Here is a 25664-nt window from a genome sequence, read left to right as displayed (position 1 = left end):
CCCACGCCAGTCGATGATGGTGGGGGTCATGGAAGGGGGCGCAGGCTAAGACAGCGACCGAAGATTACTGATCTGGGGTGGCTGTAGCGGCCCTGTCGCGGGGCAAGCCCGCTCCCACGCCAGTCGATGATGGAGGTGGTCATGGAAGGGCTCGCAGGCTAAGAAAGCGACCAAAGATCACTGATCTGGGGTGTCTGTAGCGGCCCTATGGCGGGGCAAGGCCGCTCCCACGCCAGTCGATGATGGAGGTGGTCATGGAAGGGGGCGCAGGCTAAGACAGCGACCAAAGATTACTGGTCTGGGGTGGCTGTAGCGGCCCCGCGATAGCGTTGTACAGGCAGACGAACGGCCCCTTGCCAACCCGCGCCATGCCCTGCATAACCAATGCATGAACCTCCCTGCCCTGCACCACCCGGTCCTGGATCTGTTCCACCCCGCCGTTGGCAGCTGGTTCGGCCAGCGCTTCGCCACGGTCACCGACGCCCAGGCGCGTGCCTGGCCGCTGATTCACAGTGGCCAATCGATGCTGCTCGCCGCCCCCACCGGTTCGGGCAAGACCTTGAGCGCCTTTCTGGCGGTACTCGATGAGCTGTTTCGCCAAGGCCTGGAGCACGGCGGTGAACTGCCTGCGCAAACCCAGGTGGTGTATGTTTCACCGCTCAAGGCGCTGTCCAACGACATTCGCCTCAACCTGCAGGTACCCCTCGAAGGGATCAGCCAAGCCCTCGAAGCCCAGGGCCTGAAGGCGCCGCGGATCACCACGGCGGTGCGCACCGGCGATACTCCGCAAAAAGACCGTGCGGCCATGCGCAAACTGGCTCCGCATATCCTGGTGACCACCCCGGAATCGCTCTACGTGCTGCTCGGCTCGGGGTCCGGCCGTGCCGGCCTTGCGCAGGTGCACACAGTGATCGTCGATGAGATTCATGCCGTGGCCGGAAACAAGCGCGGCTGTCACCTGGCGTTGACCTTGGAGCGCCTGCAAGCCCTGTGTGGCAGGCCGCTGCGGCGTATCGGCCTGTCGGCCACGCAACGCCCGGTAGAGCGCGTGGCGCAGTTTCTGGTCGGCCATCAACGGCCCTGCGCCATCGTCGATGTCGGCCATGCACGCCAGCGTGATCTGGCCATCGAAGTGCCGCCGGTACCGCTAGGGGCGGTAATGGCTACCGATGTGTGGAACCTGGTCTACGACCGCCTCGCCGCCCTGGCCCGCGAACACCGCACCACGCTGATCTTCGTCAACACCCGGCGCCTGGCTGAGCGCCTGACCCGTCATCTGGGCGAGCGCCTGGGCAATGCGCGGGTCGCCGCTCACCACGGCAGCCTGGCCAAGGAGCACCGGCTGATTGCCGAGCAACGGCTGAAAGCGGGCGAACTGCAAGTACTGGTCGCCACGGCTTCGCTGGAACTGGGCATCGACATCGGCGAGGTCGAGCTGGTCTGCCAGATCGCCTCGCCCGGCTCGATCGCGGGCTTCTTGCAGCGGGTCGGACGTTCAGGACACCAGGTCGATGGCGTACCCAAGGGGCGGCTGTTCCCGACCTCTCGCGATGACTTGATCGAATGCGTGGCCTTGCTCGATTGCGTGCGCCGGGGCGAACTCGATGAGTTGCACACGCCCAAGGCGCCGCTGGATGTGGTGGCCCAGCAGATCGTTGCCGAAGTCAGTAACCAGCCGTGGTCCGAACAGACCTTGTTCGACTGCCTGCGCCAGGCCCAACCTTTTGCCGAGCTGGACCTGCGCCATTACCAGTCACTGCTGCGCCTCCTGGCCGAGGGCTACAACGGCCGCCAGGGCGTGCGTGCCGCCTATGTCCACCGCGATGCGGTCAGCGGCATGTTGCGCGGGCGCCGGGGCAGCCAGCTGACCGCGCTGACCAGCGGCGGCACCATCCCGGAAACTGCCGACTATGCCGTGCTGCTCGAACCCCAGGCGTTGAACATCGGCAGCGTCAACGAAGACTTCGCGGTCGAAAGCATTGCCGGCGATATCTTCCAGCTGGGCAATGCGTCGTACCGCATCCTGCGCGTCGAGCCCGGTCGGGTCAGGGTCGAGGACGCCCATGGGCTGCCGCCGACCATTCCGTTCTGGCTCGGCGAGGCGCCTGGGCGCAGCGACGAGCTATCGACCGCAGTGGCCCGGCTACAAGCCCGTATCGATGAGCAGCTGCAGCTCAGTGGCGGCGAACCTGAGCCGGTCCGCCAGTGGCTGCAGGACAGCTATGAACTGCACCAGGACACCGTCAGCCAACTGCTTGATTATCTCCAGCGTACCTGGCAAGTGCTCGGCGCCCTGCCCTCGCAGCAGACGCTGGTGATGGAGCGTTTCTTCGACGAGTCTGGCGGTACCCAGCTGATCATCCACTCACCCTATGGCAGCCGGATCAACCGCGCCTGGGGGCTGGCCCTGCGCAAGCGTTTCTGCCGCACCTTCAATTTCGAGCTGCAAGCTGCGGCCAGCGAGGACGCGATCGTACTCTCGCTGTCGACCAGCCACAGTTTCGAGCTCGACGAAGTGTGGCGCTACCTGTCGAGCAAGAGCGCCGAGACGATCCTGATCCAGGCCGTGCTCGACGCCCCGCTGTTTGGCGTACGCTGGCGCTGGAACGCTGCGGTAGCCCTGGCCCTGCCGCGTTTCGTCGGCGGGCGCAAGGTGGCGCCGCAGATCCAGCGAATGAAGAGCGAGGACCTGGTTGCAGCCGTGTTCCCAGACCAGATCGCCTGCCTGGAAAACATCGCCGGCGAACGGCAGATCCCCGATCACCCGCTGGTCGAACAGACCCTCGACGATTGCCTGCACGAAGCGATGGACAGCGAGGGCTGGCTGGCCCTGCTCAGGCGCATGGAAAATGGCCAGGTGCGCCTGCTCAGCCGTGACTTGCCGGCGCCATCGCCCTTGGCGGCGGCCATTCTCAATGCGCGTCCCTACGCCTTTCTCGATGATGCCCCGCTCGAAGAGCGGCGCACCCAGGCGGTGCTCAATCGGCGCTGGAACGAGGTGCACAGCAGCGACGAGCTTGGCGCACTGGATGCCGAGGCGATTGTCGCAGTGCAGGATGAAGCCTGGCCGCAACCGACCAGCAGCGACGAGATGCATGAGGCACTGATGAGCCTGGGCGCCATCAGCCAGGCTGAAGTAGAAGGCAACCCTGGTTGGCAGGCACTGCTGCACACTTTAGCCAAGGCCGGACGCAGCACCTGCCTGCATACGCCCGGCCAGCCACTGTGGCTGGCCCGCGAGCGCTTGAACCTGTTCACGGCATTGTACCCGGGCGCACGGCTTGAACCGTCTGTAGACCTGCTTGCTGGGTTCGATCACCCCATAGATACCGATACCGCACTCACCGAACTGCTGCGCGCCCGCCTCAGCGGCTTTGGACCTCTGACGCTCTCGCAGATCGCCGCCCCGCTGGGCTTGGCGGAGCCGGACATCGAGCAGGCCCTGGCACGCCTGGAGCAGCAAGGCTATGTGTTGCGCGGTCACTTCAGCCCAGCCAGCCAGGCGCTGCAATGGTGTGAGCGCCACCTGCTGGCGCGAATTCATCGCTACACGGTCAAACGTCTGCGCCGAGAGATCGAGCCGGTCAGCCTGCAGGACTTCATGCGCTTTCTGTTCGATTGGCAGCACCTGGCCAGCCAGGATCGCTTGCGCGGGCCTGAGGCGATCAGTGAAGTGCTGGGGCAGTTGCAAGGCTTCCCGAGTGCTGCCGGTGCCTGGGAGGCAGACCTGCTGCCAGCGCGGATCAAGGACTACAGCCCACATTGGCTGGACGATGCCTGCCGCAGCGGGCAGTGGGCGTGGAGCCGGCTGGCGGCGACGGCGTCGAGCAGTACCCTGTCGAGCACGCCACTGGTGCTGCTACCGCGTGAGCACTTGGGGCTGTGGCGCAGCTTGGCCAGCGCGCCTGAGGTGAGTGAGCTGGGGCCACGTGCGCAACGGGTGCATGAGGCATTGCACCGCCACGGGGCGTTGTTCTTCGATGAATTGAGCCACGAGGCCCACCTGCTGCCCAGCGAGTTGGAGTCCGCCTTGCAGGAGCTGGTGGGCTCGGGCCTGGTCGGCGCAGATAGCTTTACCGGCTTGCGCAGCCTGATCACACCCGCCGCCAAGCGCTCATCGCGCATTAGCCGCCGTGGCCATCCGCCGATGTCCAGCAGCATGGCTCACGCCGGACGCTGGGCATTGCTCAGGCGCAATAGCGCCGAGCCCGATCACGATCAACGCCTGGAGCACATTGCCCGGGCGCTGTTGCGCCGCTATGGGGTGATCTGCTGGCGCTTGCTGGAGCGCGAAAGCGATGCCCTGCCGCCGTGGCGAGAGATGCTGCGCTGTTATCACCGGCTGGAAGCGCGCGGCGAGATTCGTGGTGGGCGTTTCATTGCGGGGTTGGCGGGGGAACAGTTTGCCTTGCCCGAAGCGGTCGGGCTGCTGCGCCAGGTCAGGCGGCGGGCGCTGGATGGCGAGCTGGTGATGGTAAGTGCCAGTGATCCGCTGAATTTGATTGGCACATTATTGCCAGGGAGCAAGGTGCCTGCGGTGAGTGGCAATCGGCTGCTTTACCGCGATGGCCTGCCGGTGGCTGCGCGGGTGGCGGGCAAGTATGTGTTTTTGCTTGAGGCGCCTGCCGAGCAGGAGGCCTGGCGGCTGAAGTTGCTGCGTGGCTGAGGGCCTCATCGCGGCGCCCCGACTTGTCCCGCGATAGGGCCCTCGGCCAATCTGAACTAACGCGCAGTGAACCCGGCAAAACGCTTGTTGAACCCAGCCACTCGCCCTTCCACGGTGGTCTTGCGCTGCTGGCCGGTATACACCGGATGCGAAGCGCTCGACACATCCAGGGCCACGTACGGATAGCGCTGGCCATCGCTGTGCTGGTGGGTACGATCAGTCTCAACGGTTGAGCCGATCAGGAAATACACGTCGGCAGCGGTGTCATGAAACAACACTGGACGATAGGCAGGGTGGATATCAGGCTTCATGGCAAATGACCTCAATCGCTAAGTGATACTTTATAACATACTAAAAGCGAATGATTTTTGATACTGCAATTTTCATTTTTTCCGCTGCCGGCAAGGCTGGCCATTGGCTTGGTTAAAGGGCTATGGTCGGGGTTTGACCCAGGCCCTGAGCCTGACCGAGCCATCGCAAGGATTACGTATGAGCCTGTCACTTCTCAGTCGCTATGCCTTCTTCGCCGGGTGTGTGCTGTTCACCCTGGCCAGTCTGCCGCTGCTGCATCATGAATGGCTGTGGCCGTTCACCCTGACCACCGCCATCCTCAGCTTGATCGGCCTGTTCGACCTGCTGCAAAAGCGCCACGCGGTGCGCCGTAACTATCCCATCCTGGGTAACATCCGCTACCTGGTCGAAGCCATTCGCCCGGAGATCCGCCAGTACCTGCTGGAGGCCGACAGCGATGCCCTGCCCTTCTCCCGCGCCCAGCGTTCGCTGGTCTATGCCCGCGCCAAAAACGAGGCATCGGACAAACCATTCGGCACCCTGATCGATGTCTACGAGTCGGGCTTTGAATTCATCGGCCACTCCATGCGCCCGGCGCCGCTGGCCGACCCTGCCAGTTTCCGGGTGATCATTGGCGGCCCGCAATGCCGCCAGCCCTATTCAGCGTCGATCTTCAACATCTCGGCGATGAGCTTCGGCTCGCTCAGCGCCAATGCCATTCGTGCCCTCAACCAAGGCGCCAAACTGGGCAACTTCGCCCATGACACCGGCGAAGGCAGTATCAGCCCCTATCACCGCGAGCACGGCGGCGACCTGACGTGGGAGCTGGGCAGTGGCTACTTCGGTTGTCGTACCGCCGATGGGCGCTTCGACCCCGAGCGCTTCGCCGAACAGGCGCGCAATCCACAGGTGCGGATGATCGAGATCAAGATGAGCCAGGGTGCCAAGCCCGGCCACGGCGGCATCCTGCCCAAGCACAAGGTGACTCAGGAGATTGCCGAGACGCGCGGCATCCTGATGGGCGAGGACTGCATCTCGCCGTCACGCCACAGCGCCTTCTCCACCCCGATCGAGATGATGCAGTTCATCGCCCAACTGCGTGAGTTGTCTGGTGGCAAACCGGTCGGCTTCAAGTTCTGCCTGGGCCATCCGTGGGAGTTCATGGGCATCGCCAAGGCCATGCTGGAGACTGGCATCCTGCCCGATTTCATCGTCGTCGATGGCAAGGAAGGTGGCACCGGTGCGGCGCCAGTGGAGTTCACCGACCATATCGGCGTACCGCTGCGCGAAGGCCTGCTGTTCGTGCACAACACGCTGGTTGGCTTGAACCTGCGCGACAAGATCAAGCTCGGTGCCAGCGGCAAGATCGTCAGTGCTTTCGATATCGCCAGCGTATTGGCGATTGGCGCCGACTGGGCCAACTCGGCGCGCGGCTTCATGTTCGCCATTGGCTGCATCCAGTCGCAGAGCTGCCACACCAACAAGTGCCCGACCGGGGTGGCGACTCAGGACGCCTTGCGCCAACGGGCGCTGGTGGTGCCGGACAAAGCCAACCGGGTGCTCAACTTCCATCACAACACCCTGCGCGCCTTGGCCGAAATGCTCGCTGCAGCAGGCCTGGATCACCCTGCGCAACTGGAGGCCAAGCACCTGGTGCGGCGCATTTCGGCGACCGAGATCAAGTTGTTCTCGCAGATGCATGTGTTCCTCAAACCTGGCGAGTTGCTCACCGGTGAGGTCAATGGTCAGTTCTATTCGCGTATGTGGCAGCTGGCCAGGGCGGACAGCTTCGAGCCGCACAGTGAGGTGGCGGCTTAGGGATTTTGGGGCCGCTTTGCGGCCCCAAAATTGTTTACCTCAAGAAGCGGTACTCACTACCCCTTGCACCTCTTTGGGCGCCAGACGGAACGCGTAGTACAACCCCGTCAGCAACACCAGGAACGCCGGGCCAATGTACAAGGCCACGCGAGTCTCCTCGAAGTACGCCATCAAGCCCACTACCAGCACCAGGAACGCCAGCGCCAGGTACGAGCTCAGCGGCCACAGCCACATGCGGTACTTCAGCGCCTTGCGCTCAGCGCTGCTAAGGCCTGCGCGGAACTTGAGCTGGGCCAACAGAATCATCACCCAGGTCCAGATCGCACCGAAGGTGGCGATCGAAGTCACCCAGACGAAGACTTTCTCCGGCACCAGGTAGTTGGCCAACACGCCCAACAGCAAGGCCGCAATCGACAGCAGCAGCGCATTGCGCGGCACGCCATTTTTCGAGGTGCGGGCGAAGGTCGCCGGCGCCTGGCCGTTTTGCGCCAGGCTGTAGAGCATGCGCCCGGTGCTGAAGATACCGCCGTTGCACGACGACAGCGCGGCAGTGATCACCACGAAGTTGATGATGCCAGCCGCAGTCTTGATGCCCAGCCGCTCGAAGGTCATCACAAACGGGCTACCCTGGCTGCCGATTTCGTTCCACGGGTAGATCGACAGGATCACGAACAGCGCGCCGACGTAGAACAGCAGAATGCGCCAGAACACCGAGCCAATCGCTTGGGGGATGGTCTTCTGCGGGTTGCGTGCTTCACCTGCCGTGAGGCCGATCATCTCCACACCCAGGTAGGCGAACATGACCATCTGCAGCGACATCAGCACACCGGTCACGCCATTGGGCATGAAGCCGCCGTTGCTCCACAGGTTGGAGATGCCCATGGCCACCCCGTCATTGCCCAGGCCAAAGGCGATGATGCCGATGCCGCCGAGGACCATGGCGATGATGGTGACGATCTTGATCAGGGCGAACCAGAACTCGAACTCACCGAAAGCCTTGACCGCGATCAGGTTGATCGCACCCATGCTGCCCAGCGCCGCCAGGGCCCAGATCCAGCGCGGCACATCGGGGAACCAGATGCCCATGTAGATGGCCACCGCCGTGATCTCGGCAACGCAGGTCACCAGCCACAGGAACCAGTAGTTCCAACCGGTCAGAAAGCCCGCCAGGGGGCCGAGGTAGTCTTGGGCGTAGCGGCTGAAGGAGCCAGCGACCGGATTGTGCACGGCCATTTCGCCGAGCGCGCGCATGATCACCAGGATCGCCAGGCCGCCAATGATGTAGGAAATCATGATGGCCGGGCCGGCCATTTCGATAGCTTTGGCCGATCCGAGGAACAGGCCGACACCGATACAGGCGCCGAGGGCCATCAGACGGATGTGCCGTTCGCCCAGTTCACGCTTGAGTGGGCCGCCTTGAGCGGTCTCACCATGGGCAGGGTGGTTGCCGACTGGCATAGCAATACAACCTCATTTTGTTATTGGATATGACCTTCGTGCAGCACTAGCCTCGCCGATGAGCGGGGCGTCGTCTTGCCGGGCCAACCTCGTGGGTTGATCCGTCCACCCGCACCAGAGGCGCGGGCAGGGCGAAGGGGTCGAGCAGTATAGGAAGCCAACTGTAGGGCTTTTCACTATATAAACAGGGAAATTTGGCGAGAATTCTCGGCAAATTGCCCCTTTACCTAGTGTGTTTTTGCCGCTGCTGCAGTGCTCATCGCAGCAGCCCCAAAATGGTGCAGCCACCCTAACAACTTCCACGCAAATTGGAAGCCGCACCAAAGCCTTATATTCCCACCGCAGATTTGGCCACTTCTTACAAAATTTTCACCAATTCCGGCCAACGTCTAAGCTTCAGACAAGTAAGACGAAATTACCTGGCCGGATTGAAGACTATGGGCGCACTGTGGCAATCGGAACCAACCAGAACGGACGCACCTGAAGCAAATCTGGCTGAAGCTCCGGCGCCAAAGACCCCTCGCCAGCGCCGGCTGTGGTGGCGGTTGATTTTGCTGATCGTGCTGGTGGCCATCGTCGCCATCGGTTTTGCCGCCTATGACGAGGTGCAGACCTCGAATCTGCAGTCACGCGAATTCAGCCGGCTGGCCAGCACCCTCACCTATTCGCTGGAGCCTGGCCCAAGCGATGCCATCGTCTACCCCGGCGAAGGTCCGTTCGACAAACGCTTGGGTTACAGCGCCCTGGGCGAATTCCTGCCGCGCCTGCTCAAGCGCGACTACCTGATCAGCCAGCAGGTGCAGTTCTCCCCGGCCCTGATGAACTACGTCGACCACGGCCTGTTCGTGCCTTACGTGGAAAAGATCCAGGCGGGCCTGTCGATTACCGACTGCCGGGGCGACACGCTGTACCAGTACAACTACCCACAGCACCTGTATCCAAACTTTGCGGCGATTCCGCCGGTGATCGTCAACAGCCTGCTGTTCATCGAGAACCGCGACCTGCTCGACCCGCACGACCCGCGCAACAACCCGGCCGTCGACTGGCCGCGCTTCGCCAAGGCAGCCTACAGCCAGGTGGCCAAGTACCTCGCCTTGCCGGGTCAATCGGCGGGCGGCAGCACCCTGGCTACGCAGCTGGAGAAATACCGCCATTCGCCAGATGGCCTGACCGTGTCGGGCGCCGAGAAGATCCGCCAGATGTTCTCGGCCAGCGTGCGCGCCTACCAGGGCGGGCCGGACACCACCGAATCACGCCAGCGCATCGTGCGTGACTACCTCAACAGCGTGCCGCTCTCGGCAGTGCCTGGGCATGGCGAAGTGCACGGCATGGCTGAGGGTTTGCGGGTCTGGTACGGCGCTGATTTCGACCAGGTAAACCAAGCGCTGGCGTCCACCGCCACCGACCAGGCCAGCATGGCCCAACGTGGCCTGGCCCTGCGCCAGGTGTTATCGCTGATGATCGCCCAGCGCCGGCCTTCGCATTACCTGACCAAAGGCCGCATCGAACTGGCTGAACTGACTGATTCGCATATTCGCGTGCTCGCTGCCGCCAACGTCATCGAGCGACCACTGGCTGACGCGGCGCTGGCCAGCAAGGCGGTGTATCGCGACTGGGTGGCCCAGCCGACCATCGTGCCGATCGTCACCAACAAGGGTATCAGCCTGGCCCGCAACCGCCTGGCAGCGATGCTCAATCGCCCGCTGTATGACCTCGACCGCCTCGACCTGTCGGCCACCAGTACCCTGCAGGCCGACCTGCAGACGCAAGTCAGCCAATACCTGAAAAACCTTTCCGACCCGGCCTTCGCCGCGCAGATCGGGCTGATCGGAGAACGCTTGCTGACCACCAAGACCACCGACCAGGTGCGCTACAGCTTTACCCTGTTCGAGCGCACCGCCGATGGCTCGCGGGTGCGCGTGCAGACCGACAGCACCGACCAACCGTTCGACATCAACGAAGGCAGCAAACTGGAACTGGGCTCGACCGCCAAGCTGCGGGTACTGACTACCTACCTGGAAATCATCGCCGAGCTGCACGACAAATACGCGGGCAAACCCGTCGCCGACTTGAAGAAAGAACCTGTCGCCGAGCTCGACCGGATCACTCAGTGGTCACTGGAATGGCTGATCCAGAACAGCAAGAACCAGAGCCTGGACGCCATGCTCGACGCCGCCCTTGAGCGCAAGTACTCGGCCAATACCGGTGAAGCGTTCTTCACCGGTGGCGGCATGCATGTGTTCAACAACTTCCGCAAGGAAGACAACAGCCGCAACCCCACTCTCAAGGACGCACTGCGCGAATCGATCAACCTGCCGTTCATCCGCCTGATGCGCGACATCGTCCGCTACGTGACCTACCAGCAGCCGTTCAACCGGGCGCCGCTGCTCAAGGACGACTCCGACCCGCGTCGCCAGGAATACCTGGCGCGCTTTGCCGACCGGGAAGGCACCAACTACCTGATGCGCTTCTGGAAGAAGTACCAGCGCAAGACCTCCCAGCAGCGCCTGGACACCTTCCTCGACAGCATGCGCGTGACCCCGCAGCGCCTGGCTGCGGTGCACCGCTACCTGTTCCCAGAGGCCGGACAGGAGACGTTCAATGCCTTCGTGCGCGCCCATAGCAAAGAAGACAAGAAGGCCCTGGCCAAGCTCACCGACGGGCGCCTGTCGGAGATGTACGACGCCTATGGCCCTGGCAAATACGACCTGCCCGACCAGGGCTACATCGCCAAGGTTCACCCGCTCGACCTGTGGCTGCTCGGCTACTTGCTGAAAAACCCGGGGGCGACCCTCACCGAGATGGTCAACGCCAGCCGCTTCGAGCGTCAGGAGGTGTACAGCTGGCTGTTCAAGAGCCGCCACCAGGGCGCGCGCGACAGCCGCATCCGTACCATGGTCGAGATCGAGGCGTTTCTCGATATTCACCAGCGCTGGAAACGCGTCGGCTACCCGTTCGATCACCTGGTGCCCTCGCTGGCCACTGCCATCGGCAGCTCGGGCGACCGCCCTGCGGCACTCTCCGAACTGGTCGGGATCATCCAGAACGATGGCGTGCGCCTGCCCACCTTGCGCATCGATACCCTGCACTTCGCCGCCAATACCCCCTATGAAACCAAGCTGATCAGCGACCCGGACCGCGGCCAGCGAATCCTCCCGGTGGAAGTTGCCCGGGCGCTCAAGGGCGCCCTGTCGCAAGTGGTCGATGCCGGTACCGCGCGGCGCATCTCCGGCAGCTTCAAGCTGCATGACGGCACTGCGCTGGTGATGGGCGGCAAGACCGGGACCGGTGACAACCGCATCGAAAGCTTCGGCGCCGGTGGCCGGCTGATCGGCTCGCGCTCGCTCAACCGCACCGCCACCTTCGTGTTCTACCTGGGCGACAACCACTTCGGTACCCTCACCGCGTTCGTTCCAGGTCGCACGGCAGAAGCCTTCACCTTCACCTCGGCATTGCCGGTGCAGGTGCTCAAGGGCATGGCGCCGATTCTCATGCCGTACCTGGAGCCGGGCAGCGCCACCGAGTGCAAGGCACCGCAAATGGCTATGCGTGCAAATGCCCCCTAGAAAAGTACTCATCGAAAAGTTAGATGAGAATCATCACCATCTAAGGCTTGTCTTGCGATATATCTTAAGTAATATCTAACGATATATCGCAAAGACGAGAACACTCCCATGCGTGACCATGATCCTTTCGAACGTCGCCCCGGCCGAGGCGAACGCGGCCCTCGGGTATTCGCCCCGGGCGACCTCAAGTTGCTACTGCTGGCGATGCTTGCCGAGCAACCTGGCCATGGCTATGACCTGATCCGCCAGATCGAAACCCTGTTCGACGGCAGCTACAGCCCAAGCCCAGGGGTGATCTACCCCACCCTCAACTTCCTTGAAGAAGCAGAGCTGATCACCGGCCAAATCCAGGGCAGTAAACGTCTGTACGTCATCACCGACGCCGGTCGCACCGCCCTGATCGAGCAAGCCGTCGCCCTCGATGGCGTGCGCATGCGCATCGAAGTCAGCAAACGCGCCCTGCGTGGCCACGACCGGCCGCCAGAAATCCATGAAGCGGTCGGCAACCTGCGCCATGCCTTGCACATGCACAGCGGCCGCTGGACGCCTGAAGAGATCGAGCGGGTGCGCACCCTGCTCAACGACACCGCCAAGGCCATCGCCGCCGGCCCGACCGATTCCGTTATGGAGAACACCCAATGAGCGACACCATTCACCGCGTCAACCATGAAATCAAACAACGCCGTTTGCAGGTTCTGCGGGTCACCAAACTGACCCCACGCATGCGCCGGATTACCCTCGGTGGCCCTGAGCTGCAAGGGTTCGTCAGCCTCGGCAGCGACGACCACGTCAAGCTGTTGTTCGCCATGAGCGCACAAGAGCAAGCCGCCATCGAAGCGCGCAACCTTGGCCGTGACGGCGGTGCGCGGCCCACCATGCGCGAATACACCCCACGGCGGGTCGACCTGGCGGCGGGAGAACTGGACATCGACTTCGTCCTGCACGGCGATGGCCCTGCCTCGACCTGGGCTGCGCAGGCTGTACCTGGGCATGAGCTGAACATCGCCGGGCCACGAGCGTCGATGGTGGTCCCGGACATTTTCGACAGCTACCTGCTGATCGGTGACGAGACTGCAATCCCGGCCATTGCCCGCCGCCTGGATGAACTGCCCGCTGGCCGTCAGGTGTTGGCCGTGATCCAGGTCGAGGACGAACAGGAGCGTCAGCCACTGCCGAGCAAGGCTCAGGTCGAGGTGATCTGGGTGCGCCGACATGACGAAGACCTGCTGGCATTGCTGGAGAATCTGGCACTGCCGCAAGGCAAGCTGTACAGCTGGGTCGCCCTGGAAAAAACCCTCACCCGCCAGGCCAAAGCGTTGCTGCTGGCCAAGGGCGCACAAGAAGACGCACTGAAGGCCGCCGCTTATTGGCGTGCAGATGCCAGCGCTGACGACGAGTGATCGCTCAGCGCGAATGCGCCCTGGCTTCGGCCAGGCGCCTGCCTTGCCAGCGGTCCAGGCTCAGGATCAGCAGGCCGATCCCCCAGAACCCCGCCAAAACCGCCAGAGCATTGACCAGCACTTGCGCATAGCCAAGCTCGGCAACATCGATGAACGGATACGGGTACACCCCGATCTCATGCCCGCGCCACAAGGCAAAGGCAAAGTACAACGCCGGATACAGGCTCCACAGCCCCAGGTGCCAGAAACGCAGGCTGCCCTTGGGCACCACCCGCCACCAATACATCACGAACAGCAGCGGCATCACGTCGTGCAGTAGTTCATCGGCCAGCCATTGCCAGCCCTGCGGGTGCCACAAGTGGCGCAGTAACAGGCTGTAGGCCAAGGCCACCAAGGCGATGCTGGCAGCAATCCCTGAGCTGACTGCGGGCGACAGGAACCAACGCTTGGCGGCAGACGGGTGGCCGAAGGCTGCATAACTGAGCACGCTGGCTACCAAGGTGTTGGTCAGTATCGTGAAAAACCCGAAGACATTGATCAACCCGCCGATCAGGCTGGCCTGCTCCTGCCAGCGCGCCAGCAGCACCAGGTAGACCTGCACGCTCAGGCCGCTCCAGCCGAGGATTGCGGCCAGGCTCAACCAAGGATGACGAGGCATTCAGCCTTTGCGCTGCAGCTTGATGTACAGGTGCTCGACTTTTTCCCGCGCCCACGGCGTCTTGCGCAAGAAGGTCAGGCTCGACTTGATGGTCGGATCGCTTTTGAAGCAGCGGATGTCGATGCGCTCGGCCAGGCCCTGCCATTGGTAGTGCGCGACCAGCTCGGTAAGGATCTGCTCCAAGGTCTTGCCGTGCAGCGCGTTGTGGTTGGCCGTGCTCATGCCAGTGCTCCCGCGAAGAAAAGATGCGCACATTACACGAGTGTAGTGGGCGGTGGCGGTATTCGAGCGCTGCACCCGGCAGGCAGGCCCTATCGCCCCCCTGCGACTTGCGCCGGCAGGAATGCAGAAGACCCTCTGGACAGACCGAGATTCCCTGCGCTGAAATAGTAATGTTATATTGTAGCCATACTAATACCTGCCAAGGATCGTCTTTTCTCATGCTGTGCTCCTCATTGCGCCTCTCCCCCCTCGCCGCCGCGCTATGGCTCGCCTCCACGCCCAGCCAGGCAGTCGAACTCGAACCCCAGGTCATCACGGCCAACCCGCTCGGCAATTCCCAGCTGGCCGCGCCCAGCACTGTCCTGGAAGGCAACGACCTGCTGCAACAGCAGCATTCGAGCCTCGGCGAAACCCTCAACAAGCAGCCCGGCGTCGCCTCCACCTGGTTCGGCCCCGGGGCCAGTCGCCCAGTGATTCGCGGCCTGGATGGCGATCGCATTCGCATCCTGCGCAATGGCGTCGGCGCCCTGGATGCCTCGTCGCTGTCCTATGACCATGCGGTGCCGCTCGACCCGGTCACGGTCGAACGGGTCGAGATCGTCCGCGGCCCCGCCGCCCTGCTCTACGGCGGCAATGCCATCGGCGGCGTGGTCAACACCTTCGATAACCGCATCCCCGACGCGCCCATCGAGGGGATTCATGGTGCGGGCGAGCTGCGCTACGGCGGCGCCGACACCACCCGCAGCAGCGCCGGCAAGCTTGAGGCCGGCAACGGCGCCTTCGCCCTGCACCTGGATGCCAACAGCCGTCAGTTCAATGACCTGCGCATCCCCGGCTACGCGCGCAGCTCGAACGTGCGCAACGCCGAGGAACCTGGCAGCAAGCACCGCCTGGAAAACAGCGACGGTCGCCAGGACGGCGGCGCCATTGGCGGTTCCTACCATTGGGATCACGGCTACACCGGTCTGTCCTACAGCCGCTATGACAGCAACTACGGCTCGGTGGCCGAGTCTGGCGTACGCCTGGACATGCAGCAGGATCACTACGGTTTCGCCTCGGAGCTGCGCGACCTCGAGGGGCCGTTCAGCTCGGTCAAGGTCGACGCCGGGTACACCGACTACCAGCACCGCGAGATCGAAAGTGGCGAGGTTCACACCACCTTCAAGAACAAGGGCTACGAGGCGCGTATCGAGGCGCGGCACCAGCCGCTCGGGCCGCTCGAAGGGGTGATCGGCGCCCAGGTCAGTCGCAACGAGTTTTCCGCCCTGGGCGAGGAAGCTTTTGTCCCGCATACCGATACCGACAACCTGGCGCTGTTCCTGCTTGAGCAGTGGCAGGCCAGCGAGCGTCTGAACCTGAGCTTCGGGGCGCGCCTGGAGCACACCCGGGTAGATCCCGATGCCAAGGGCAATGAAGACTTCGCCGGGGCCGACAGCGCCAGCAGCTTCAACGCAGTGAGCCTGTCGTCCGGTGCGGTGTACCAACTCGATCCGGTCTGGTCGCTGGCGGCCAATCTCGGCTATACCGAGCGCGCCCCGACCTTCTACGAGCTGTATGCCAACGGCGCGCACGTCGCCACTGGCGCATATGAGGTGGGCGATCCGAACCTGAACAAGGAAAAAGCCATCTCCGGCGACCTGGCGCTGCGGTTTGACAACGGCACCCACAAGGGCAGCGTCGGCGTGTTCTACAGTCACTTCCGTAACTACATCGGCCTGATCGGCAGCGGCAACCTGCGCGAAGGGCACGATCATGGCCATGAAGAGCACGAGCACGACCACGACCACGATCATGACCACGATCACGGCGACATCCCCGAGTACCTCTACCAGGGCGTGCGTGCACGCTTCTACGGCATCGAGGCGCAAGACCGCTGGCAGTTGACCGAGAACCGCTATGGCAGCTTTGCCCTGGAATTGTCGGGTGACTACACCCGCGCCAAGAACCTGGACAGCGGTGAGCCTCTGCCGCGTATTGCGCCGCTGCGCTTGAACAGCGGCTTGGTCTGGGAGCTGGATCGCTGGCAGGCGCGGGTCGACGTGCAGCATGCCGCCTCGCAGCATCGCAAGCCGTCCAATGAAACTCGCACTGACGGCTATACCACCCTGGGGGCCAGCGTGGGTTATCGCTTCGATATCGGTCAGAGCCAGTGGCTGGCCTTCGTGCGCGGCGAGAACCTGACCGATCAGACGGTGCGCTATGCCAGCTCGATTCTGCGCGACATTGCTCCAGCGCCCGGGCGCAGTGTCGAGGTGGGCTTGCGGACCAGTTTCTGATGCTAACGCCGCAGGTTCGAACGTAGCTTCTGCGTCAACCGCTTCGCGGGCAAGCCCGCTCCCACAGGTACAGCGCGGCTCTTGGGACCTGCGCGGTCCCTGGGCAACTGTTCGTTATGCCAGCTCGCTTCTGTGTCGGCCGCTTCGCGGGCAAGCCCGCTGCTCCCACAGGTACAGCGCGGCTCTTGGGAACTGCGCGGTCCCTGGGCAACTGTTCGTTATGCCAGCTCGCTTCTGCGTCGGCCGCTTCGCGGGCAAGCCCGCTCCTACTGGTACACCACGGCTCTTGGGAGCTGCGCGGTCCCTGTGGGAGCGGGCTTGCCCGCGAAGAGGCCGGCACAGACGCTGTGATCATTGCCCCAAGAAATGGCCTAACAAAGCGATTATTACTCCCTCGGCAATAATTCCCTGCGACAATTTGTCTTTTTTTCTTACAACTTCCCCTATATCCTCCCCGCCGCAAGCTGAATCGCTTCATCCGCACCATCCGATGCCATTTCCATTGAAGAGCCCGCTCTTCGATGCGTTTGCGTATTTTTCAATAATCAAAAGATAGCGCTATCTCATGCTCCAGCTGCCTAAAACTCGATACTCCGGCCTTGCCTTGGCCACCCTTCTCAGCGGCCTGTCGACCACCGCTAGCGCCAGCGAACTGTTCGCCAGCGATTCGCCGTGGATGCTCGGCGACTGGGGCGGCACCCGTACTGAACTGCTGGAACAAGGCTACGACTTCACCCTCGGCTACACCGGCGAGATGGGCAGCAACCTGCACGGCGGCTATGACCACGACCGCACGGCGCGCTACAGCGACCAGTTCACCTTTGGCAGCCACCTGGACCTGGAAAAGATCCTCGGCTGGCACGATACCGAGGTGCAGCTGACCATCACCGAGCGCCACGGCCAGAACATCAGCAATGACCGCATCAACGACCCACGCGTCGGCGGTTTTACCTCGGCCCAGGAAGTCTGGGGCCGCGGCCAGACCTGGCGGTTGACCCAGATGTGGATCAAGCAGAAATACTTCGACGGCGCCCTGGATGTGAAATTCGGCCGTTTCGGTGAAGGCGAGGACTTCAACAGCTTCCCCTGCGATTTCCAGAACCTGGCGTTCTGCGGCTCGCAGGTGGGCAACTGGGTGGGCGGCATCTGGTACAACTGGCCCGTCAGCCAGTGGGCACTGCGTGTGCGCTACAACCTCAGCGACTCGCTGTACGCCCAGGTCGGGGTGTTCGAACAGAATCCGTCCAACCTTGAGTCGGGCAACGGCTTCAAGCTCAGCGGCAGCGGCACCCAGGGCGCGGTGATGCCGATCGAACTGGTCTGGAGCCCACGGGTCAATGGCCTGAAAGGGGAATATCGCGCCGGCTACTACTACAGTAATGCCAAGGCTCAGGACGTATTGAAGGACAGCAACGGTCAGCCGGCCGCAATCAGCGGCGCCGCCTACCGCAGCAGCTCCAGCAAGCATGGCATGTGGCTCGGCGTCCAGCAGCAGGTCACCTCGCTGGCATCCGACCAGTCGCGCGGCCTGAGCCTGTTCGCCAATGCCACCGTGCACGACAAGAAGACCAATGCCATCGACAACTATGTTCAGGCAGGTGTGGTTTACAAAGGGCCGTTCGATGCCCGCGCCAAGGACGACATCGGTTTCGCCCTCGCTCGCGTGCACGTCAATCCCGGCTATCGCAAGAACGCCCGCCTGGCCAACCAGGTGGCGGGCCTCGACGACTACGACAATCCAGGCTTCCTGCCCGTGCAGGACACCGAATACAGCGCCGAACTCTATTACGGCATCCATCTGGCCGACTGGCTCACCGTGCGTCCCAACCTGCAGTACATCCGCCATCCGGGCGGGGTGTCGCAAGTCGATGATGCGCTGATCGGCGGCCTGAAGATCCAAAGCAGTTTCTGAACCCACCCTTTGACCTAACGGAGTACCTATTGATGAGCACTGACAGTGCCAAGAATGGAACCCGCTGGCTCCCGCGCCTTCTGGGCGTGCTGCTATTGCTGATGGGCCTGGCCCTGCTGGCTGGCGGCATCAAGCTGAGCCAGCTGGGCGGATCCCTCTACTACCTGATCGCCGGCCTTGGCTTTGCCGTGTCTGGCGCCCTGTTGCTGGCCAAGCGCCGCATCGCTTTGGGCCTGTACGGCCTGGTGCTGCTCGGCAGTACCGTCTGGGCCTTGTGGGAAGTGGGCCTGGATTGGTGGCAACTGGTGCCGCGCCTGGCCATCTGGTTCGCCATCGGCGTGCTGTTGCTGCTGCCGTGGGCACGCCGCCCGCTGCTCGGCCCAGCCTCGAAGATCAACACCGCCCTGCTCAGCGTGGCCGTGGTCGCTTCCGGCGCCACCGCCGTGGCCAGCCAGTTCACTCACCCCGGCGAGATCCGTGGCGAGCTGAACCGCGACAGCAGCGAGATGGGCAGCGCCGCACCGGCCATGCCGGACGGTGAATGGCAGGCCTACGGGCGTACCGAGCATGGCGACCGCTACTCGCCACTGCGCCAGATCACCCCACAGAACGCCTATCGCCTGGAAGAAGCCTGGCGCATCCGCACCGGCGACCTGCCAACCGACAACGACCCGGTGGAACTGACCAACCAGAACACCCCGTTGAAGGTCAACGGCATGCTCTACGCCTGCACCGCGCACAGCAAGCTGCTGGCCCTGGACCCGGATACCGGTGCGGAAATCTGGCGCTTCGACCCACAGGTCAAGAGCCCGACTGGCACCTTCAAGGGCTTCGCCCACATGACGTGCCGGGGCGTCTCGTACTACGACGAAAATCGCTACGTCAGCCGTGACGGCAGCCCAGTGCCGAAGATCTCCGACGCCGGCCAAGTGGTTGCCCAGGCCTGCCCGCGCCGCCTGTACCTACCGACCGCCGATGCCCGCCTGATCGCCATCAACGCCGACAACGGCAAGGTCTGCGAAGGCTTCGCCAACCAGGGCGTGATCGACCTGACCACCGGCATCGGTCCGTTCACTGCCGGTGGCTACTACTCAACCTCGCCTGCGGCGATCACCCGTGATCTGGTGATCATCGGCGGCCATGTCACCGATAACGAGTCGACCAACGAGCCGTCGGGCGTGATCCGCGCCTACGACGTGCACGACGGTCACCTGGTGTGGAACTGGGACAGCAACAACCCAGACGACACCAAGCCTCTGGCTCCGGGCAAGATGTACAGCCGCAACTCGGCCAACATGTGGTCGATCGCCAGCGTCGATGAAGACCTGGGCATGATCTACCTGCCACTGGGTAACCAGACGCCCGACCAGTGGGGCGCTGACCGCACCCCGGGCGCCGAGAAGTACAGCGCCGGTATCGTCGCCCTCGACCTTGCCAGCGGCAAGGTGCGCTGGAACTACCAGTTCACCCACCATGACCTGTGGGACATGGACGTCGGCAGCCAGCCAACCCTGATCCACCTGAAGACCGACGATGGCGTCAAGCCTGCGGTGATCGTGCCGACCAAGCAGGGCAGCCTGTACGTACTGGACCGCCGCGACGGCACGCCGATCGTGCCGATCCGCGAGATCCCGACGCCGCAAGGCGCGGTCAAGGGTGATCACACCGCACCGACCCAGGCCCGTTCGGACCTCAATTTGCTCGGCCCGGACCTGACCGAACAGGCGATGTGGGGTGCTACCCCGTTCGACCAGATGCTCTGCCGGATCCAGTTCCGCAGCCTGCGCTACGAAGGCCAGTACACCCCGCCGTCCGAGCAAGGCAGCCTGATCTACCCAGGCAACGTCGGTGTGTTCAACTGGGGCAGCGTCTCGGTCGACCCGGTGCGTCAGCTGATGTTCACCTCGCCCAACTACATGGCCTTCGTCTCGAAAATGGTTCCACGCGAGCAAGTCGCCGCGGGCAGCAAGCGCGAGAGCGAAACCAGTGGCGTGCAGCCCAATACCGGCGCGCCGTATGCGGTGATCATGCATCCGTTCATGTCGCCACTGGGCGTGCCGTGCCAAGCACCGGCCTGGGGCTACGTGGCAGCCATCGACCTGTTCACCAACAAGGTCGTGTGGAAGCACAAGAACGGCACCACCCGCGACAGCACCCCAGTGCCAATCGGCATGCCGGTCGGCGTACCAAGCATGGGCGGCTCGATCGTCACCGCCGGTGGCGTTGGCTTCCTGAGCGGCACGCTGGACCAGTACCTGCGCGCCTATGACGTGCACAACGGCGAAGAGCTGTGGAAAGCCCGTCTGCCGGCAGGCGGCCAGGCCACGCCGATGACCTACACCGGCAAGGATGGCAAGCAGTACGTCCTTGTGACGGCTGGCGGCCACGGCTCGCTGGGCACCAAGATGGGTGACTACATCATCGCTTACAAACTCGCCGAGTAAGCGATTGCCCGGCGTCAGTGATGACGCCATCGCGGGGCAAGCCTGCTCCCACGCTGCCAGTATCGGACGCGTGGGAGCGGGCTTGCCCCGCGATGCGTTTGCCAGCCCCCCTTTCGTCTACCATTGAAACCTGTCCGCCCCCGCCCCATCTAAGCACCATAGCCATTCACGCAGGTGCCCCATGAGCGACCAGCAGGATCTTCCGGAACATCCCGACGAACACAGCGAAGTCGAACACCTCGAAGCGGCCTCCACCCCAGGCCACTCCCTCGCCCTGCCCGGCCAACAGCTGCCGGACAAGGTCTATGTAATCCCAATCCACAATCGCCCATTCTTCCCGGCCCAAGTGCTGCCGGTCATCGTCAATGAAGAACCCTGGGCAGAAACCCTCGACCTGGTAGCCAAGACCGATCATCACTCGCTGGCGCTGTTCTTCATGGACACGCCGCCCGAGGACCACCGCCACTTCGACACCTCGGCGCTGCCGGAGTACGGCACCTTGGTCAAGGTGCACCACGCCAGCCGCGAAAACGGCAAGTTGCAGTTCGTCGCCCAAGGCCTGACCCGCGTGCGCATCCGCACCTGGCTCAAGCACCACCGCCCGCCTTATCTGGTGGAAGTCGAATACCCGCGCCAGTCGACCGAGCCAACCGATGAGGTTAAGGCCTACGGCATGGCCCTGATCAACGCGATCAAAGAGCTGCTGCCCCTCAACCCGCTGTACAGCGAAGAGTTGAAGAACTACCTCAACCGCTTCAGCCCCAACGATCCTTCGCCACTGACCGACTTTGCCGCCGCGCTGACTTCGGCGACCGGTAACCAGTTGCAGGAAGTGCTCGACTGCGTGCCGATCCTCAAGCGCATGGAGAAGGTCTTGCCGATGTTGCGCAAGGAGGTCGAGGTCGCCCGTTTGCAGAACGAGATCTCCGCCGAGGTCAATCGACAGATCGGCGAGCACCAGCGCGAGTTCTTCCTCAAGGAGCAGCTCAAGGTCATCCAGCAGGAGCTGGGCCTGACCAAGGACGATCGCAGTGCCGACCTTGAGCAGTTCAAGCAACGCCTGGAAGGCAAGACCTTGCCTGCTGCCGCGAAAAAACGCATCGACGAAGAGATGGGCAAGCTGGCGATTCTGGAGACCGGCTCACCCGAATACGCCGTCACCCGCAACTACCTGGAGTGGGCCAGCGCCCTGCCCTGGGGCGTGTACGGCAAGGACAAGCTCGATCTCAAGCATGCGCGCAAGGTGCTCGACCAGCATCATGCTGGGCTCGATGACATCAAGGAGCGCATCCTTGAGTTCCTCGCCGTGGGCGCCTGGAAGGGCGAGATCAGTGGCTCCATCGTGCTGCTGGTCGGCCCGCCCGGGGTCGGCAAGACCAGTATCGGTAAATCGATTGCCGAATCGCTCGGCCGGCCGTTCTACCGCTTCAGCGTCGGCGGCATGCGCGACGAGGCCGAGATCAAGGGCCACCGCCGCACCTACATCGGCGCCCAGCCGGGCAAGCTGGTGCAGGCGCTCAAAGAGGTCGAGGTGATGAACCCGGTGATCATGCTCGACGAGATCGACAAGATGGGCCAGAGCTACCAGGGCGATCCGGCTTCGGCGCTGCTGGAAACCCTCGATCCGGAGCAGAACGTCGACTTCCTCGACCATTACCTGGACCTGCGCCTGGACCTGTCCAAGGTGCTGTTCGTGTGTACCGCCAACACCCTCGACTCGATCCCCGGGCCGTTGCTCGACCGCATGGAAGTGATTCGCCTGTCCGGCTACATCACCGAAGAGAAGCTGGCGATCGCCAAGCGCCACCTGTGGCCCAAGCAGTTGGAAAAAGCCGGTGTGGCCAAGACCAGCCTGAGCATCAGTGACAGCGCCCTGCGCACGGTCATCGAGGGCTATGCCCGTGAAGCCGGGGTTCGCCAGCTGGAAAAGCAGCTGGGCAAGCTGGTGCGCAAGTCAGTGGTCAAGCTGCTGGACGACCCTACGGCGAAACTGAAGATCGCCCCGAAAGACCTGGAAGCCGCCCTGGGCATGCCGGTGTTTCGCAGCGAGCAGGTGTTGGCGGGCAAAGGCGTGATCACCGGCCTTGCCTGGACCAGCATGGGCGGCGCGACCCTGCCGATCGAGGCGACGCGCATCCATACCCTCAACCGCGGCTTCAAGCTGACCGGCAAGCTCGGCGATGTGATGAAAGAATCGGCCGAAATCGCCTACAGCTACGTCAGCTCCAACCTCAAGCAGTTTGGTGGCGATCCTGGGTTCTTCAACGAAGCCTTCATTCACCTGCATGTACCGGAAGGCGCCACGCCCAAGGACGGCCCCAGCGCCGGCGTGACCATGGCCAGCGCGCTGCTGTCGCTGGCTCGCGACCAGGTGCCGAAGAAAGGCGTGGCGATGACCGGCGAGCTGACCCTGACCGGCCAGGTCCTGCCGATCGGCGGTGTGCGCGAGAAAGTCATTGCGGCCAAGCGGCAGAAGATCTTCGAGCTGATCCTGCCGGAGGCCAACCGCGGTGATTTCGAGGAACTGCCCGATTACCTGCGCGAAGGGCTGACCGTGCATTTTGCCAAGCGCTTTGCCGATGTAGCGAAGGTACTGTTCTAAACAGAGGGCCCTAACGCCGGGCAATCCCGCCCCTACAGGACTGTGGTAAGCCCTGTAGGGGCGGGCTTGCCCGCGATAGGGCCAGAACAGCCAACCCAAAATACCCACCGCTTCGGTTATCCTCAGGCATCGCCAGCCCTTAGGAGCCAACATGACTGCCCTCCGTCTGCTCGTTCCCCTGAGCCTCACCCTGCTTGCCGCCTGTAGCCATCAGTCGCGCCAAACCGTCGAGCTGGGCGCAGAAAACGAATGCCCGATACGCCTGCAAACAGGCCAGAACCTGACCCTGAGCCTGCCAAGCAACCCCACCACCGGCTACCGCTGGCTGGTGCAAAACCCGGCCAACAACATCCTTCGGCCGATCGGCGCAGAGGTCTACACCCAACCCGAGCAGGCCGGCCTGGTCGGTAGTGCGGGCGTCTCGACCTGGCGTTTCCAGGCCAAAGCCCCCGGCGATGGCCACCTGATCCTGGTCTACCAGCAGCCCTGGGCTCCGGAGGTGCGCCCGGTACAGACCTTCGATTGCGAGATCAAGGTGAATTAAACACGCAGCGCTGGTCAGCCATTCATGCATCCTTGGCGCAGTTTGGCTAAAATGCTGGCCCTTTACCCAGCCAGCACCCTGGACCTTACGTGAGCAAACAACCCGACCGCCTATTCGCCGAGCCTCTTGAGCAGGTACCCGACTTCGTGTTCAACGAAGACGTGGTGCGGGTGTTCCCGGACATGATCAAGCGCTCGGTGCCAGGTTACCCGACCATCGTCGAGAACCTTGGCGTGCTGGCCGCACGCTTCGCCCAGCCCAATACCGCACTGTATGACCTGGGCGCCTCGCTCGGCGCGGTGACGCAGTCCTTGCGCCGCCATGTGCGCAGTGACGGTTGCCGGGTGATCGCGGTGGACAACTCCGCAGCGATGGTCGAGCGTTGCCGCCAGTACCTCACCGCACAAGACTCGATGTTCCAGGAGCTGCTGCCGGTACAGGTGCTGGAGGCGGACATTCTTGCCCTGCCCTTCGAGCCGGCCTCGGTAGTGGCGATGAACTTCACCCTGCAATTCATCGCTCCCGAGCAGCGCCTCGAGCTGCTCACACGCATCCGCCAGGCGTTGCTGCCGGGCGGTGCGCTGATCCTCTCGGAAAAGCTGTGCTTCGCCGATGAGCAGGAGCAGGCGTTGCTCGCCGAGCTGCACGTGGACTTCAAGCGCGCCAATGGCTACAGCGAACTGGAAATTGCCCAGAAGCGTAGCGCCATCGAAAACGTCATGCGCCCCGACACACTTGAAGCCCATGAACAGCGCCTGCGCGCTGCCGGTTTCTCCAAGGTGGTGCCGTGGTTCCAATGCCTTAACTTTGCCTCACTGATAGCCCTGCCATGATCGATCTGTCTCCCCTCGTCCGCCGCCTGGCGGGCACCCCCCTGGCTAACTGGTCGCAAGGCCTGCAAGCGCAGCTGCAAAGTAAACTGGAAAAAGGCCACGGTGACCTCGAACGCTGGCGCGGCGCATTGGACGCCTTGCCCGATCTACAACCGAGCCATGTCGATCTGGTCAATGGCCTGCGCCTGGACAGCGACTGCGATGAGGCCAGCCGCGCGCAGATGCGCCAGGCGCTGATGGGCTTGTCGCCTTGGCGTAAAGGGCCGTTCGACCTGTTCGGCGTGCATGTCGACACAGAATGGCACTCGGACTGGAAATGGTCGCGGGTCGCTCCGCACCTGGACCTGAACGGCAAGCGCGTGCTGGATGTCGGCTGTGGCAATGGCTACTACCAGTGGCGCATGCTCGGTGCCGGCGCTGACATGGTCATCGGCGTCGACCCCAACTGGCTGTTCTTCTGCCAGTTCCAGGCGGTGCAAAAGTACCTGCCAGAGCTGCCAGCCTGGCACTTGCCGTTCGCCCTGGAAGAGTTGCCGGCCAACCTCGAAGGCTTCGACACAGTGTTCTCGATGGGCGTGTTCTATCACCGGCGCTCGCCGATCGAGCACCTGCTGGCGCTCAAGGACTGCCTGGTCAAGGGCGGCGAACTGGTGCTGGAGACCTTGGTGATCGAAGGTGACGAGCATCAGGTGCTGGTCCCGGAAGATCGCTATGCGCAGATGCGTAACGTCTGGTTCCTGCCTTCGGTGCCGGCATTGGAGCGTTGGCTGCGCCGCGCAGGCTTCAGCGACGTACGTTGCGTCGACGTCAGCGTCACCAGCGTCGAAGAGCAACGCAGCACCGACTGGATGCGCTACCAATCGCTGGGTGACTTCCTCGACCCGGACGACCACAGCAAGACCATCGAAGGCCTGCCGGCACCTCGCCGCGCGACCATCCTGGCGCGCAAATAAAACAGGCGCCCGGCAATGGGC

At 63.2% G+C, this 25664-nt stretch carries 16 protein-coding genes; 12 read left to right on the top strand and 4 right to left on the bottom strand.

The window, feature by feature from the left end; genetic code table 11:
• The first annotated feature begins 388 nt into the window (after positions 1 to 388).
• Positions 389 to 4666: a DEAD/DEAH box helicase gene (locus AAZU54_RS07695; protein ID WP_434726928.1), complete on the top strand. Its 4278-nt coding sequence runs from the start codon at positions 389 to 391 to the stop codon at positions 4664 to 4666.
• 56 nt (positions 4667 to 4722) lie between these two features.
• On the opposite strand, the gene AAZU54_RS07690 is transcribed toward AAZU54_RS07695, so the two are convergent.
• On the bottom strand, positions 4723 to 4977 hold the full coding sequence (locus tag AAZU54_RS07690; RefSeq protein WP_186556186.1) for a type B 50S ribosomal protein L31: 255 nt from the start codon (positions 4975 to 4977) through the stop codon (positions 4723 to 4725).
• A gap of 178 nt (positions 4978 to 5155) precedes the next feature.
• Between AAZU54_RS07690 and AAZU54_RS07685 the strand changes: the two genes are divergently transcribed.
• Positions 5156 to 6775: an FMN-binding glutamate synthase family protein gene (locus tag AAZU54_RS07685; protein WP_312151243.1), complete on the top strand. Its 1620-nt coding sequence runs from the start codon at positions 5156 to 5158 to the stop codon at positions 6773 to 6775.
• Between the two features lie 39 nt (positions 6776 to 6814).
• Here AAZU54_RS07685 and AAZU54_RS07680 read toward each other — a convergent pair whose 3' ends face one another.
• Positions 6815 to 8233, bottom strand: coding sequence for an amino acid permease (locus AAZU54_RS07680; protein ID WP_186556184.1), 1419 nt, complete (start codon positions 8231 to 8233; stop codon positions 6815 to 6817).
• A 437-nt stretch (positions 8234 to 8670) separates the two neighbouring features.
• Here AAZU54_RS07680 and AAZU54_RS07675 point away from each other — a divergent pair, with 437 nt between their 5' ends.
• The 3 genes from AAZU54_RS07675 (at position 8671) to AAZU54_RS07665 (ending at position 13199) form a co-directional block, all read left to right on the top strand.
• Positions 8671 to 11799 (top strand): transglycosylase domain-containing protein, encoded by a 3129-nt coding sequence (locus AAZU54_RS07675; protein ID WP_186556183.1) that lies wholly within the window; start codon positions 8671 to 8673, stop codon positions 11797 to 11799.
• Between the two features lie 108 nt (positions 11800 to 11907).
• On the top strand, positions 11908 to 12441 hold the full coding sequence (locus AAZU54_RS07670) for a PadR family transcriptional regulator (protein WP_434726927.1): 534 nt from the start codon (positions 11908 to 11910) through the stop codon (positions 12439 to 12441).
• Positions 12438 to 13199, top strand: coding sequence for a siderophore-interacting protein (locus AAZU54_RS07665; protein ID WP_434726926.1), 762 nt, complete (start codon positions 12438 to 12440; stop codon positions 13197 to 13199). Before AAZU54_RS07670 ends, AAZU54_RS07665 begins: the two co-directional genes overlap by 4 nt.
• Positions 13200 to 13203: 4 nt before the next feature.
• On the opposite strand, the gene AAZU54_RS07660 is transcribed toward AAZU54_RS07665, so the two are convergent.
• Positions 13204 to 13857: a Pr6Pr family membrane protein gene (locus AAZU54_RS07660; RefSeq protein ID WP_186556181.1), complete on the bottom strand. Its 654-nt coding sequence runs from the start codon at positions 13855 to 13857 to the stop codon at positions 13204 to 13206.
• Complete coding sequence (locus AAZU54_RS07655; protein WP_186556180.1) at positions 13858 to 14079, bottom strand: VF530 family DNA-binding protein; 222 nt, start codon at positions 14077 to 14079, stop codon at positions 13858 to 13860.
• 218 nt (positions 14080 to 14297) lie between these two features.
• Between AAZU54_RS07655 and AAZU54_RS07650 the strand changes: the two genes are divergently transcribed.
• The 7 genes from AAZU54_RS07650 (at position 14298) to cmoB (ending at position 25643) form a co-directional block, all read left to right on the top strand.
• Positions 14298 to 16355 (top strand): TonB-dependent receptor, encoded by a 2058-nt coding sequence (locus tag AAZU54_RS07650; RefSeq protein ID WP_434726925.1) that lies wholly within the window; start codon positions 14298 to 14300, stop codon positions 16353 to 16355.
• A gap of 565 nt (positions 16356 to 16920) precedes the next feature.
• Positions 16921 to 18267 (top strand): carbohydrate porin, encoded by a 1347-nt coding sequence (locus AAZU54_RS07645; RefSeq protein WP_186556178.1) that lies wholly within the window; start codon positions 16921 to 16923, stop codon positions 18265 to 18267.
• Between the two features lie 32 nt (positions 18268 to 18299).
• A complete protein-coding gene (locus AAZU54_RS07640) occupies positions 18300 to 20711 on the top strand; it encodes a glucose/quinate/shikimate family membrane-bound PQQ-dependent dehydrogenase (protein WP_186556177.1) in 2412 nt (803 codons plus the stop codon).
• Between the two features lie 181 nt (positions 20712 to 20892).
• Positions 20893 to 23313 (top strand): endopeptidase La, encoded by a 2421-nt coding sequence (lon, locus tag AAZU54_RS07635; protein WP_186556176.1) that lies wholly within the window; start codon positions 20893 to 20895, stop codon positions 23311 to 23313.
• Positions 23314 to 23464: 151 nt separating this feature from the next.
• A complete protein-coding gene (locus AAZU54_RS07630) occupies positions 23465 to 23857 on the top strand; it encodes a protease inhibitor I42 family protein (protein WP_186556175.1) in 393 nt (130 codons plus the stop codon).
• A gap of 89 nt (positions 23858 to 23946) precedes the next feature.
• Positions 23947 to 24690, top strand: coding sequence for a carboxy-S-adenosyl-L-methionine synthase CmoA (gene cmoA, locus AAZU54_RS07625; RefSeq protein WP_186556174.1), 744 nt, complete (start codon positions 23947 to 23949; stop codon positions 24688 to 24690).
• On the top strand, positions 24687 to 25643 hold the full coding sequence (gene cmoB, locus AAZU54_RS07620) for a tRNA 5-methoxyuridine(34)/uridine 5-oxyacetic acid(34) synthase CmoB (protein ID WP_312152042.1): 957 nt from the start codon (positions 24687 to 24689) through the stop codon (positions 25641 to 25643). The genes cmoA and cmoB overlap by 4 nt, the downstream gene beginning before the upstream one ends.
• Positions 25644 to 25664 lie beyond the last annotated feature (21 nt).

The organism is Pseudomonas sp. Je.1.5.c, assembly GCF_051129895.1.
In the GTDB taxonomy this organism is placed as follows: Bacteria; Pseudomonadota; Gammaproteobacteria; order Pseudomonadales; family Pseudomonadaceae; genus Aquipseudomonas; species Aquipseudomonas urmiensis.
The sequence above is the reverse complement of the archived record's forward strand: the minus strand, read 5'-3'. Positions and strand labels throughout refer to the sequence as shown.